At 69.3% G+C, this 12,649-nt stretch carries 13 protein-coding genes; 4 read left to right on the top strand and 9 right to left on the bottom strand.

Annotated elements, in window-relative coordinates; all coding sequences use genetic code 11:
* Window positions 1-4: 4 nt before the first annotated feature.
* From IG04_RS0132925 to IG04_RS0132910, 4 genes are all read left to right on the top strand, one after another.
* Window positions 5-685 carry a response regulator transcription factor gene (locus tag IG04_RS0132925; protein ID WP_030480647.1) on the top strand — a complete coding sequence of 227 codons (681 nt, stop codon included), beginning with the start codon at window positions 5-7 and terminating at the stop codon, window positions 683-685.
* Window positions 682-2,058, top strand: coding sequence for an ATP-binding protein (locus IG04_RS0132920; protein ID WP_030480646.1), 1,377 nt, complete (start codon window positions 682-684; stop codon window positions 2,056-2,058). Before IG04_RS0132925 ends, IG04_RS0132920 begins: the two co-directional genes overlap by 4 nt.
* Before the next feature lie 83 nt (window positions 2,059-2,141).
* Window positions 2,142-2,573 (top strand): GerMN domain-containing protein, encoded by a 432-nt coding sequence (locus IG04_RS0132915; protein WP_051771146.1) that lies wholly within the window; start codon window positions 2,142-2,144, stop codon window positions 2,571-2,573.
* A gap of 8 nt (window positions 2,574-2,581) precedes the next feature.
* Window positions 2,582-3,514, top strand: a complete 933-nt coding sequence (locus IG04_RS0132910) for an o-succinylbenzoate synthase (protein WP_144065653.1) — start codon at window positions 2,582-2,584, stop codon at window positions 3,512-3,514.
* On the opposite strand, the gene IG04_RS0132905 is transcribed toward IG04_RS0132910, so the two are convergent.
* The 9 genes from IG04_RS0132905 to IG04_RS0132865 all read right to left on the bottom strand — a co-directional run bounded on the left by IG04_RS0132905 (window position 3,504) and on the right by IG04_RS0132865 (window position 12,638).
* Window positions 3,504-4,109 (bottom strand): Uma2 family endonuclease, encoded by a 606-nt coding sequence (locus IG04_RS0132905; RefSeq protein WP_245816674.1) that lies wholly within the window; start codon window positions 4,107-4,109, stop codon window positions 3,504-3,506. The genes IG04_RS0132910 and IG04_RS0132905 overlap by 11 nt on opposite strands.
* Window positions 4,110-4,187: 78 nt before the next feature.
* Window positions 4,188-5,276: a CapA family protein gene (locus IG04_RS0132900; protein ID WP_030480642.1), complete on the bottom strand. Its 1,089-nt coding sequence runs from the start codon at window positions 5,274-5,276 to the stop codon at window positions 4,188-4,190.
* A gap of 26 nt (window positions 5,277-5,302) precedes the next feature.
* Window positions 5,303-5,899, bottom strand: a complete 597-nt coding sequence (locus IG04_RS0132895; RefSeq protein WP_030480641.1) for an SRPBCC family protein — start codon at window positions 5,897-5,899, stop codon at window positions 5,303-5,305.
* Entirely contained in the window at window positions 5,896-6,720 is an 825-nt protein-coding gene (locus IG04_RS0132890; protein WP_030480640.1) for an FAD binding domain-containing protein, read from the bottom strand. The genes IG04_RS0132895 and IG04_RS0132890 overlap by 4 nt, the downstream gene beginning before the upstream one ends.
* On the bottom strand, window positions 6,717-9,143 hold the full coding sequence (locus IG04_RS0132885) for a xanthine dehydrogenase family protein molybdopterin-binding subunit (protein ID WP_030480639.1): 2,427 nt from the start codon (window positions 9,141-9,143) through the stop codon (window positions 6,717-6,719). Before IG04_RS0132885 ends, IG04_RS0132890 begins: the two co-directional genes overlap by 4 nt.
* Window positions 9,140-9,673, bottom strand: coding sequence for a (2Fe-2S)-binding protein (locus IG04_RS0132880; RefSeq protein ID WP_030480638.1), 534 nt, complete (start codon window positions 9,671-9,673; stop codon window positions 9,140-9,142). Before IG04_RS0132880 ends, IG04_RS0132885 begins: the two co-directional genes overlap by 4 nt.
* Window positions 9,674-9,752: 79 nt before the next feature.
* Window positions 9,753-10,844 (bottom strand): XdhC family protein, encoded by a 1,092-nt coding sequence (locus IG04_RS0132875; protein ID WP_030480637.1) that lies wholly within the window; start codon window positions 10,842-10,844, stop codon window positions 9,753-9,755.
* Entirely contained in the window at window positions 10,837-11,811 is a 975-nt protein-coding gene (locus tag IG04_RS0132870; RefSeq protein ID WP_030480636.1) for a vWA domain-containing protein, read from the bottom strand. Before IG04_RS0132870 ends, IG04_RS0132875 begins: the two co-directional genes overlap by 8 nt.
* A complete protein-coding gene (locus tag IG04_RS0132865; RefSeq protein WP_030480635.1) occupies window positions 11,808-12,638 on the bottom strand; it encodes an AAA family ATPase in 831 nt (276 codons plus the stop codon). Before IG04_RS0132865 ends, IG04_RS0132870 begins: the two co-directional genes overlap by 4 nt.
* Between the last annotated feature and the right edge of the window lie 11 nt (window positions 12,639-12,649).

Below are 12,649 nucleotides of genomic sequence, written 5' to 3'. Positions count from 1 at the left end.
GGGCATGCCGCGCGTACTGCTGATCGAGGACGACGAGGCGGTCCGCGAGGGCCTGTCGCTCGCCCTGACCTACCAGGGACACACCGTGGACGCGGTGCGCACGGGCGAGGAAGGCCTCGAACTGCTGGGCAGCGTCACGCCCGACGTCGTCGTGCTGGACCTGATGCTGCCAGGGGTGGACGGGTTCGAGGTGTGCCGCCGCATCCGTGCCTCCGGCGACCTCCCGATCATCATGCTGACCGCGCGCAACGACGACATCGACGTGGTCGCGGGCCTGGAGGCCGGCGCCGACGACTACGTGGCCAAGCCGGCCCAGGCCCGTGTGCTGGAGGCACGCATCCGCGCCGTGCTGCGCCGTTCGTCCGCCTCCGTCACCGAGGTCGTGGCCGAGCGCTACGGCGACCTGACGATCGACCGCGAGGGCCTCGTCGTGACGCGGTTCGGCAAGCCGGTCTCGCTGGCGCCGACGGAACTGCGGCTGCTGCTGGAACTCTCCTCCTCGCCGGGCCGCGTGATGTCACGGCAGCAACTGCTGGGTTCCGTGTGGGACCAGGGCTACCTCGGCGACTCGCGACTGGTCGACGCGTGCGTGCAACGGCTGCGTTCGAAGATCGAGGACGACGCGGCCGCGCCCGTGTACGTCCAGACCGTGCGGGGCTTCGGCTACCGCTTCGGACCGCTGTGACGCTCCGCCTGCGGTTGCTGCTCGCGTTCACCTTCCTGACCATCGTGACCGCCGCGGCCGTCGCCGGTGCGGGTTACGTACGGGCGCGCGACGCGATCGTGCAGCGCGCCCAGGACAACGCCGTCATCGAGACCACGAACCGCGTCGAGCAGCTCTACCCGCTGCCCGCACGAGCAGTGGACGCCGCCACCCTGGACCGGGTCGCCGCACGGGTTTCCGGGCGTGAAGGCCAGGCATTGGCTTACGGCAACGGGACTTCCGCCGGCGGCATGGACCCCTCCGTGATCACGGCGGAGCTGCGTTCGCTCGTGTCGTCCGGACGCGTCGGCTGGCAACGCGTGTCGTACGCGGACGGTGTCTGGCTCGTCGTGGGCATGCAACTGCGCGTGTCTTCGGGTGCCCCGTCGGGCATCGAGGTGTACGTGCTGCGGCCGTTCACGTCGGAGATCGCGTTCGTCGACGAACTGGCGCGCAACGCGTGGCTGATCGGCGGCGCCGTACTGCTTCTGGCTCTGGGACTGGGTTTCCTGGCGGCCCGCGGCGTGCTGCGCCCCGTACGGGAACTGCAGCTGGCCGCCTGGAAGCTCGGGCAGGGCGAGCTCTCCGCTCGGGTGCCGGTGCGTGGGCGGGACGAACTGGCCTCCGTCGCGTCGACGTTCAACAGCACGGCTTCCTCGCTGGAACACCACGTGGGCGAGCTGCGGCGGATGGAGGCCGACGCGCGGCGGTTCGTGGCGGACGTGTCGCACGAACTGCGGACTCCGCTGGCCGCGATGACGGCCGTGACCGACGTGCTGGACGCCGAGACCGCCTCGCTGCCGGGTGTGGCGGGACAGGCGGCGCGGCTGGTGAACCGGGAGACGCAGAACCTGACGCGGCTGGTGAACGATCTGATCGAGGTCACCAGGTTCGACTCGGGGACGGCGGCGCTCGCGCTCGACGACGTGGACGTGGCCGAGGTGGTGCGGACCTGCCTGCGGATGCGCGGCTTCTCGGAGGTGTCCGCGTCGCTGCCGGACGGGGTGCGCGCACGGCTGGACCCGCGGCGGCTGGACGTGATCGTGGCGAACCTGGTCGGCAACGCGCTGCGGCACGGTTCGCCGCCGGTGTCGCTCGAGCTGTCGGTGGCGGGGCCTTCGCTGGTGATCGAGGTGGCGGACTCCGGGCCGGGGCTGCCCGACGAGGTCCTGCCGCACGTGTTCGCGCGCTTCTACAAGGCCGATTCGTCGCGGGGACGGTCGGAGGGCTCGGGGCTCGGGCTGGCGATCGCGTGGGAGAACGCGCGGCTGCACGGGGGCACGCTGGTGGCGGCCAACCGGCCGGGTGGCGGTGCTTTGTTCACGCTGCGGCTGCCGCTGGACGGTGGGTCGTGAGGCCGAAAACTGTCGGTGCCGCCTGGGATAATGAAATCAGGGGGACCCCCTGGAGGGGACCCCTGCGTGAGCTTGGGCTCGCGGTGCTGGTCCTCGCCGTCCTCACCGCCTGCGGCATCCGCCCCACCGACCCGATTCCGGGCCTCGCAGCCCCCAGCGGCCCCGTCGAGAACACCTCGCCGTCGCTCTACTGGGTCTCCCCCGGCGGCAGGGTGGTGCCTGTCGGGCGGCCGGAGGGCAGCCTCAGCGGGTTCGACGTCGTGGCGTTGCTCGCGCAGGGGCCCACCAACGCCGAACAGGGTCGCGGGCTGTCCACCGAGGTGCCGTTCGACGCCGCGCCGGCCACCGTGGACCGCGTCGCCAACGGCCTCGACGTGAACCTCTCGAGCGACGTCTCGCAGCTCAGTGGCGCTGCTGTGCAGCAGATCGTGTGCACGTTGCTCGCCGCTCAACCCGTCGGCACGGTGAACCTGCGTGGAGGCGGGCATTCGCTGGAGTTCCAGAAGTGCGCTTGAATCGGGCCGTGCACGCCTACTCCATCCCGATGCGCGTCCGGTTCCGCGGCATCACCCAGCGCACCGGCCTGCTGTTCGAAGGACCGGCCGGGTGGGGCGAGTTCTGCCCGTTCGAGGAGTACGACGACGCCGAGGCCGCGGCCTGGCTCGCCTGCGCGCTGGAGGCAGCGAACGACGGCTGGCCGGCGCCGGTGCGGGACCGCATTCCGGTCAACTGCACCGTGCCCGTGGTCAGCCCCGAGAAGGCGCACGAGATCGTGGCGAGGTCGGGCTGCTCGACGGCCAAGGTGAAGGTCGCCGAGTCGACGCTGGAAGAGGACTGCGCGCGCCTCGAAGCGGTGCGGGACGCCCTGGGGCCCCAGGGCGCGATCCGGGTCGACGCGAACATGCTGTGGGATGTCGACACGGCTGTGGCCGCGATCAAGGCCATGGACAAGGCCTCCGGCGGGCTTCAGTACGTGGAACAGCCGTGCCACACACTGGACGAGCTCGCGGCCGTCCGCAGGAGGGTCTCGGTGCCGATCGCCGCGGACGAGTCGATCCGCAAGGCCGAGGACCCTCTGAAGGTGGCCGTGTCGGGGGCGGCGGACATCGCGGTGATCAAGGTGGCGCCGCTCGGGGGCGTGCGGAAGGCGCTGGAGGTGGCCGAAGCGTGCGGGCTGCCGTGTGTGGTGTCTTCGGCGCTGGAGACTTCGGTCGGGATGGCGGCCGGGGTGGCGTTGGCGGCGGCTTTGCCTGAGCTCGACTACGCGTGTGGGTTGGCGACGTTGCCGCTGCTGGACGGGGACGTCACGAGCGATTCGCTCTTGCCTGTGGACGGCTACCTGCCGGTGCTCGAGAAAGCGCCCGGGCCGGACCGCGTCGAGGAGTTCGTGAACGATGTGATCACGGAGGCCTGGATTTATCGGTACGACAGGGTGCTGAGCATGCTCAGTCGATGAGTCGATCAACCTGGATCTTCAGGGGAAACGGCTCGATCGCCTCGTAGATCCTGGTTTCGGCAGGCCCCTCCTGATAGCCGAACTCTCCGGCCAGATGCATAGGGGCCAGTGAGACCGGCTCGTCGATGTCGATGATCCAGTAGAACGGAATACCTGCCCAGGCGTATTCGTCACGCTTGGCGCGGTAGTCCGTGTTTCGCGAACCCGGTGAAATCACCTCGACGGCGAGCACGACTTCTGTCGCTCTGATGAGGCCACCTTCGGCTTGTCGCCGCTTGAGGCCGCTGCGCTTCACAACGATCACGTCCGGTCGCCGGACATAGCCAGGCCTGTCTGGGGTAGCCAGTTCCAGATCCACATCCGTATCCTGGACCACCTCGAGATCAGCAGGTATTTGATTGAGGAGCTGAACCGCTAGTTTCAAATGAGCCATGTTGTGCTCGGGGATTGCACTGGGCGACATGATCAGACGGCCGTTTACCAATTCCGTATAGCCGTCTTCGGTTTCTCCGAGCGCGGCGTACTGAGCAACGGTCATCGGACCCGCTGCAACAGCAAGCAGACGCCTCGGAGGCCTATCGGGTAGAGCGGTCACTGCGTCTCCTTCCGTCTCCACCACCGTCGCACATGGAGAAGCTCCAATCCCGCTCGCAAGTACACACCTTCCGGCGATCTAAGGCTTGCCGCGAGCCAGCCCCTGCTCGTCCGCGCCCAGGCTGAACACGATCCCCTCGGTCCGGTTGATCGCCTCGGTCCGCCGCGCCGAAGCCGGCACCCGAGTCAGGTCCACCAGCCGGATCGGCGGCCCCAGCTCCACCAAAGTGGGCGTGTAGGAAGCCTCGACCACAGCCCACCCGGAGGGCCCCTGCTCGAACTTGAACCGCGCGATCGCCCCCTCCTCGGTGACACCACGAGGCTCGGCGTGCCGGGCGACCTCGTTGCCGAGCCCGTAGGCGACCCACTTGTTGCCGATCTTCTCGAACGGCTGCACGACGTGCACGTGCGTCCCGATGATCAGGTCCAGGGCGGGATCGGCGAGCAGCTGACGGGCCAGGGCCTTCTGGTCCGCGGTGGCCTCGTGCTGGTACTCGTTGCCCCACTGCACGGACAGCACGACGACCTCGGCACCGGCCTCGCGCGCCTTGCGTGCGTCGGCCAGGATCTTGGCCGCGTTGATCTGGTTCGCGCGCCACGGTTGCGGTAGCGGAATGCCGTTGAAGCCGTAGGTGAACGACAGCTGCGCCACCTTCACGCCGTTCGCGTCCAGGATCAGCGGCGCCGCCGACTCTTCCTGCGTGCGGAACGAGCCGGTGTGCTTCAGGCCGACTGCGTCCATCGCGTCCAGCGTCGTCGTGATCGCGGAGACGCCGCGGTCCAGCGTGTGGTTCGAGGCCGTCGAGCACGAGTCGTAGCCCACGTCGACCAGGCCCTTCGCCACCTCGGGCGGTGCCAGGAAGGCCGGGTAGCCGAAGAACGGGCCCTCCTTCGGGCCCAGCGGCACCTCGAGGTGGCACAGCGAGAGGTCGGCTTTCAGAGTGTCCTTGATGCCCGAGAACAACGGCAGGAAGTCACGTCCGGCCGCGCCTCCGTCGGCTACCGCCTGGTCGGTCAGCGCCGGGTGGATCAGGATGTCGCCGCCCGCGGTGAGCACGAACGAACGCGGCGGGGGCGGGCCCTGGGAGGTCGACGACGGCGGAGGCGCCGACGTGATGACGACCGGCGAGCCGGTGCACGCGGACAGCAGCAAGCCGGTGACCAGCACGAACGCCGGCCACCGGACTGCACGCTTCAGCGCTGCCGCCTGCGTCGCAGGACCACGAACAGCACGACCGCCAGCGCCGCCGCCGCGATGGGCAGCACGCGCTTCAACACCGGAACGCCTGCCGTGTCGATCAGGTCGATCGGCTCGTCGGGGACCACTCGGAGATGCTGCTGTTGCGCCACCTCGTCAGGATCCACGGATCCCAGCGTGCTCGCCAGGCATTCCGCGAACTGGTCGACGAGCCTGCCGCTGACCTCGGCGATCAGGCCGCGACCGAGTTGGGCGGGACGGCCCGTGATCGCCAGATCGGTCTCGACCTCGACCGAGTCGCCGACCACGAAGGTCACCACCGCCGAGGCCGTGCCGTTGCCGCGAGCGTCCTTACCTGCGGCTTTCATGACGGCACGGCGCAAGACCGGGTCGATCTCGACGAACTCGCCGCTTCCCCGATACAGCAGTTGCACCGGGCCGAGCTTCACCTTCACCTCCCCGCTGAACGTCTTGCCGTCCACCGAGGTCAGGGTGGCGCCGGGCAGGCACGGTGCCACCCGTTCAGGGTCGATCAGCGCCTCCCACACCTCCTCGGCGGGCGCCGGTGCCGTGAACGAGTGCGTCAACTTCATCCCGCGACCGCCGCCGTCAGCGCACGGCCGGTCAGCACCCGAGCCAGGTTGTCCTTGTAACCGTCGCCCGAGGACGCGCGCAGTGCCGCCTCGGAGATCGCCTCCGAAGTAGCCGGCTGCCCGACCAGGGCCGCCTCGACCTCGGTAGCGCGCAACGGCCCGGACCCGACGTTGGTGAGGCCCACCCGAGCGGCGGAGATGGCGCCGTCACGCACCTGCACGGCCGCCGCGACCGCGACGATCGACCACGCCTGCGCGACCCGGTTGAGCTTCTCGTAGTGCGCGCCCCAGCCCGTGTACTTCGGCACGCGGACGTCGAGCAATATCTCGTCGGGGGCGAGCGCCGTCGTGAAGTAGTCGACGAAGAACTCCGACGCGGGCACCTCACGACGTCCCGAAGGCCCGGCGATGATCATCACGGCGTCCAGGGCGAGCACCGGCGCCAGCAGATCGCCGGCCGGGTCCGCGTGGCACAGCGAGCCGCCGAACGTGCCGCGGTGCCGGATCTGCGGGTCCGCGATCGTGTCCGTGACCAGGCGGAGCAACAACGCATGGTCCTGGACCAGATGATCGCGCTGCACCTCGTAATGCGTGGTCATGGCACCGATGAGCAACGAGTCGCCGTCGTCGCGCACGCCCGTCAGCTCGGTCAGGCCACCGATGTCGATCAACGCCGTGGGCGCCGCCAGCCGCATGCGCAGCACCGGCACGAGCGACTGCCCGCCCGCGATGACCTTGGCGTCCTCGCCCTCCGCGGCGAGCATCCGCACGGCTTCGTCCACAGAGGACGGGAACAGGTACTTGAACTCCGCCGGGATCATGACTGTCCTCCCTGCGCGTCGATCGAGCCGAGCCCACCCGCGGCCACGTCATCCGCGCCTGGATCGGGACGACCCTGCAGCGCGGTCCACACCCGTTCCGGCGACATCGGCATCTCGATGTCCCGGACGCCCAGGTGTCGCAAAGCATCCAGCACGCTGTTCACCACGGCAGGCGTCGAGGCGATCGTGCCCGCCTCGCCGACTCCCTTGGCGCCCAACGGGTTGGAGGTCGCCGGTGTGGTCGTGCGGTCCGTGAGGAACGCCGGCAGGTCTGCGGCACAAGGCACGAGGTAGTCGGCGAACGTCGCCGTCGTCAACGTGCCCATCTCGTCGTGCGTGGCCTCTTCGTACAACGCCTGCGCGATGCCCTGCGCGAGCCCGCCGTGCACCTGACCGTCGACGATCAACGGGTTCATGACCGTGCCGACGTCGTCCACGGCTACGTACCGACTGATGCGCACCATGCCCGTCTCGGTGTCGACTTCCGTTGCGCACAAATGGGTTCCGTGCGGGAACGAGAAGTTGTCCGGGTCGAACGTGGCGTCGGCATCCATGCCGGGTTCCATGCCCTCCGGCAGGTCGTGCGCGACGTGCGCGGCCAGCACCACGTCACCCAGCGACCGAGCCGTCGACGTGCCGCGGACGGAGAACGAGCCGGAAGCGAACTCCACGTCCGCCTCGTCGCACTCCATCATGTGCGCGGCCAACGTCCTTGCCTTGGCGAGCACCTTGTCCGCCGCGTACACCAGCGCCGTGCCACCGACAGCCAGAGAACGCGACCCGTAGCTGTCCATGCCCTTGTGCGATGTCGCCGTGTCGCCGTGCAGCACTTCGACGTCGTCGAACGGCACGCCGAGCTTGTCGGCGACGATCTGCGACCAGACCGTCTCGTGGCCCTGTCCGTGCGGCGAGGTCCCGGTGATCACCTCGACCTTGCCGGTGGGCAGCATGCGGATCGACGCGGTCTCCCACCCACCTGCGGCATAACGCAAAGCGCCCAGCACCCGCGACGGCGCCAGGCCGCACATCTCGGTGTAGGTGGAGATCCCGATGCCGAGCTGGACCACATCACCGGATGAACGACGCCTTGCCTGCTCCTCGCGCATCTCCTCGTACCCGAACAGCTCCATCGCGCGAGCCGTCGCGGCCTCGTAGTTGCCGGAGTCGTAGGTCAGGCCGGCGACCGTGTTGAACGGGAACTCCTCGTGCCTGATCCAGTTCATCTCGCGGATCTTCATCGGCTCCATGCCGAGCTCGACCGCGAGCTCGTCCATCATCCGCTCGATCGCGAACGTGGCCTCGGGCCGTCCGGCACCGCGGTAGGCGTCCGTGGGCACCTTGTTCGTGAACACGTTGGTGCACACGAACCGGTAGGCGGCGAACTTGTAGATCGAGTTGAACATGAACGCGCCCAGGATCGGCACGCCCGGCGTGACCAGGCGCAGGTAGGCGCCCATGTCGGCGAGCAGCTCGACCTTCAGGCCGGTCACGGTGCCGTCGCGGCGGGCGGACAGCGTGATCTTCTGGATCTGGTCGCGGCCGTGGTGCGCGGACAGCATCGACTCGGTGCGCGACTCCGTCCACTTCACCGGCCGACCCATGCGGCGGGCGACCAGCAGGCACAGCAGCTCTTCCGGCGTGACCTGGAGCTTGCCGCCGAACCCGCCACCGACGTCCGGCGCGATCACGCGGAGCTTGTGCTCGGAGATGCCCGTGACGGCGGACAGCATCCAGCGCAGGATGTGCGGGATCTGCGTCGCCGACCAGACGGTGAACATGCCCGCGGTCGTGTCCACGACGACCGACCGCGGTTCCATGAACGCCGGGATCAGACGCTGCTGCTTGAACGTCCGCTCGATCACGACCTCCGCGGACGCGATCTCGTCCTCGACGTTCGTCCCGGCTCCGGCCTCGGCGGAGTCGAAGATCCACGTCGCGCACTTGTTCGTGCCGAGATCCGGGTGCACGAGATCGTTGTCCCGCAATGCTTCTTCCATGTCGAGCACGACCGGCAGCTCGTCGTAGTCGACGTCGATCGCTTCCAGCGCGTCCGCGGCGTGGTAGGCGCTGTCGGCGATCACGAGGGCGACGGCCTCGCCGGCGAAGTTGACCTGGTCGACGGCCATGGCGGGCGCGGGCGGCGACTTCATGTCCTCGGTGATCGGCCACGCGCACGGCAGCGAGCCCTGCTCGGCGGCGAAGTCCTCACCGGTCAGCACCACGGCCACACCGGGCATCGCCGTCGCGCGGCTGACGTCGATATTGGTGATGCGGGCGTGGGCGACGGGACTGCGCAGCACGGCCATGTGCAGCATGCCGGTCAGCTGGAGGTTGTCGGTCCACCTCGTCTGGCCGGTGATCAGCCGGGCGTCCTCCTTGCGGAGCCGGGCCTTGCCGATCTCCGGTTCCGCTGTGGCGGTCATTCGCCACCTACCGGCTGTGTCGCGGTGATGTGCTCGTCGCTGTGCTGTTCCTGCTTGGGGCCTGCGCCTGGTTTCATCCGCTGGGCGGCGTCCTGAACCGCGCGCACGATGTTCTGGTAGCCCGTGCAGCGGCAGAGGTTGCCCTCCAGGCCTTTGCGCACGGTCTCGTCGTCGGGATCGGACTCGTCGGCGAGCAGGTCGATGGCCTGCATGATCATGCCGGGAGTGCAGAAACCGCACTGCAACGCGTGGTTCGACCGGAACGCCTCCTGCACGGGATGCAGCTTGCCGTCGCGAGCGAGGCCTTCGATCGTGGTGACCTCGCGCCCGTTCGCCTGCACGGCCAACATCTGGCACGACTTCACGCTGTGGCCGTCGAGGTGAACAGTGCAGGCGCCGCAGTTGCCGGTGTCGCAACCGACGACGGTGCCGGTCTTGCTCAATCGCTCCCGTAGGTAGTGCACGAGCAGGAGGCGGGGTTCGACCTCGTCGGCGTGTGTCATTCCGTCGACGTTGACCGAGATGTGCATGAACCCTCCCAGGGGTGGTAGGCCTTGAGTGACGAGGGTCACTCCAGCTTGCTCCCTGTTCGTGAGTTCAACAACCCGATCAGTGATGAATCGGTTCACCAAGATCGACCAGACGGCGGCCGGATCCCTTCCACCGCAAGGAAATGATCTCGGCGGCGATCGACACCGCCGTCTCCTCTGGGGTCCTGGCGCCCAGATCCAGGCCGATCGGCGAGGCCAAAGCCCCCAGCTCACCCTCGGTCAAACCTGCTTCCCGCAACCGTTGCAGACGATCTTCGTGCGTGCGGCGGGATCCCATCGCCCCCACGTAACCGACCTTGAGGCGCAACGCGACCTCCAGCAGCGGGACGTCGAACTTCGGGTCGTGGGTCAGCACGGCGATGACCGTGCGTTCGTCGAGCTTGGCCGCTTCGGCCTGCAGATACCTGTGCGGCCAGGCGACGACGACCTCGTCCGCCTCGGGGAACCGGCTGCGCGTCGCGAACACCGGTCGCGCGTCGCAGACGGTGACGCGGTAACCGAGGAACGCGCCGAGCCGGGCCATCGCCGCGGCGAAGTCGATCGCTCCGAACACGAGCATGCGCGGCGGCGGTTCGAACGAGTTCACGAAGACGCTCATGCCCTCGCCGCGCCGCTGCCCGTCCGGCCCGTACTGCAGCACGCCGCTCCGTCCCGAAGCGAGCATGCCGCGCGCGTCGTCCGCGACGGCGTCGTCGATCCGCGAAGACCCCAGGCTGCCGTCGCGTCGGTCTGGCCAGACGACCATGCGCCGCCCGATGCCGTCCGGGTGCTCGACGACCGTCGCGACGGCCACCGGCTCCTCCGCGCGGACCGTCTCCACCACTTCACCGAGCTGGGGAAACGTCTCGGCGTTGATCTTCTCGACGTAGACGTCGATGATCCCGCCGCAGGTCAGCCCGACCGCGAACGCGTCGTCGTCGCTCACGCCGTACCGCTGCAGAACCGGGGTGTCCAACGATTGCGCCAGTTCGTAGACGGCGCCTTCGACGCACCCGCCGGACACGCTGCCGACCGCCTCGCCGCCCTGCGTCACGAGCATCGCCGCACCCGCCGGCCGGGGCGCGGAACTGAAGGTCGCGACCACCGTGCCGACCCCGACCGTCTCGCCGTTCGCCACCCGTTCGGCGAGGTCGTAGAGGACATCACGCACGGCGCACCTCCTTCAGCAGTTCTTCCAACGCGTGCACGCTGTGGCCCGCGACCATCGTGTCGACGTGCGGGAGCGCCGCCAGCACACCCTGCTGGACAGGCCGGTAGCCGGACCTGCCCGCGTGCGGGTTGGCCCAGATGATCTTGTGACTCACCCGCCTGAGCCTCGCCATCTCGGTCGCCAGCAGGCTCGGGTCGCCGCGTTCCCAGCCGTCGCTGAACAGCACGACCACCGCACCCCGTTGCCGCCACTGCTGGTTGAACCGCCGCAGCGCGTCACCGAGCCGGGTGCCGCCCTCGTAGTCGGGGATCGCGCGGCCGGCGGCCCGCAGCGCCCGTTCCGGATCGCGTTCCCGGAGCTGACGGGTCACGCGGGTGAGCCGGGTGCCGATCGTGCGGACCTCGACGGGCATCGCGTGGGCGATGACGTGCGCGAACCTCAGCAGCGCGTCCGAGTAGGCGGCCATCGAGCCGGAGACGTCGATCAGCAGCACCAGCCGGCGTGGTTTCGAGCCCCGGCGGCGATGGCGCGGCAGGGCGATCTCGCCGCCGGTCTCGATCATCGCGCGCACCGTGCGGGCCAGGTCCAGCCGGCCGCGACGGGCCTTGCGGAGCCGGCGCGAGCGCCTGCGCGGCGGGAGCGGGTTCAGCCGGGCGATCAGCGGTGCCGCGTTGAACTCGGAGATGTCCTTGTGCTTCAGCACTTCCACGTCGGACGCGGCCACGCCGACGGTCATCGAGTCGAGTTCGATCGTCGTGCGCGGACGGGGCGGGGTGCCGCCGAAGTACGCCCGGTACGCGGCGTCGTAGCGCGGCAGGTCGTCCGGATCGGCGCACAGCGTGAGGCGCCCGGCCCAGTAGAGGTCGACGTGCTCGGTGGCCCGCAGGAACGCCTGGACGCGATCGGGCCCGCACTGCAGTCCGGCGCCCCGCAGGACGCGCGTGAACCCGACGCAGGCTTCCGTCACCCCACGATTGTGCTCCCGGCAACGCGTTCCGCGTCCTCCCGGTACTTCAGGACCGCTCCGAGGGTCGTCACGTCCGGCTCCGCGCGGCCCAGCGCCTGCAGCGCCCGCGCCCAGTCCAGCGACTCCGCGACGCCCGGCGGCTTGAGCAGGTCGAGGCCCCGCATCTTCTGCACGGCCTCCGCGACCAGGACGGCGAGCCGTTCGTCGAGACCGGGCAGGGTGCGGCGCAGGATCGCGATCTCGCGCTCCAGGGACGGGTGCTCCAGCCAGTGGTAGAGGCAGCGGCGCTTCAACGCGTCGTGCACCTCGCGGGTCCGGTTCGAGGTCAGCACGGTCAGCGGGGGCGTCGTCGCCCTGATCTCGCCGAACTCGGGGATGCTGACCGCGTTCTCGGACAGCACCTCCAGCAGGAACGCCTCGAACTCGTCGTCCGCCCGGTCGATCTCGTCGACGAGCAGCACGCACGGTGCGCTCTCCAACGCCTGCAGCAGTGGTCTGGCCAGCAGGAACCGTCGCGTGTAGAGGGACGCCTCGTCCACCTCGCCGCGCGTCTCCAGCACCCGCAGGTGCATGAGCTGGCGCGGGTAGTCCCAGTCGTACAAGGCCTGCGTGGCGTCGATGCCCTCGTGGCACTGCAGGCGGATCAGCGGCACGTCCATCGACTTTGCCAGCGCGAGCGCGAGCGAGGTCTTGCCGGTGCCGGGTTCACCTTCGAGGAACAGCGGCCGCCCCATCCGGACCGCAAGGAACGCCGCCGTGGCGATCCCGCCGTCCGGCAGGTACCCCGCCTCGTCGAGCCCTGACGCCAGTTCCTCAGGGGACTGCATGCGCCTCAGGG

The organism is Lentzea albidocapillata, from assembly GCF_000719115.1.
In the GTDB taxonomy this organism is placed as follows: domain Bacteria; phylum Actinomycetota; class Actinomycetes; order Mycobacteriales; family Pseudonocardiaceae; genus Lentzea; species Lentzea albidocapillata.
Note: the sequence above shows the minus strand (reverse complement) of the source record. Positions and strands in the feature narration are given on the sequence as shown.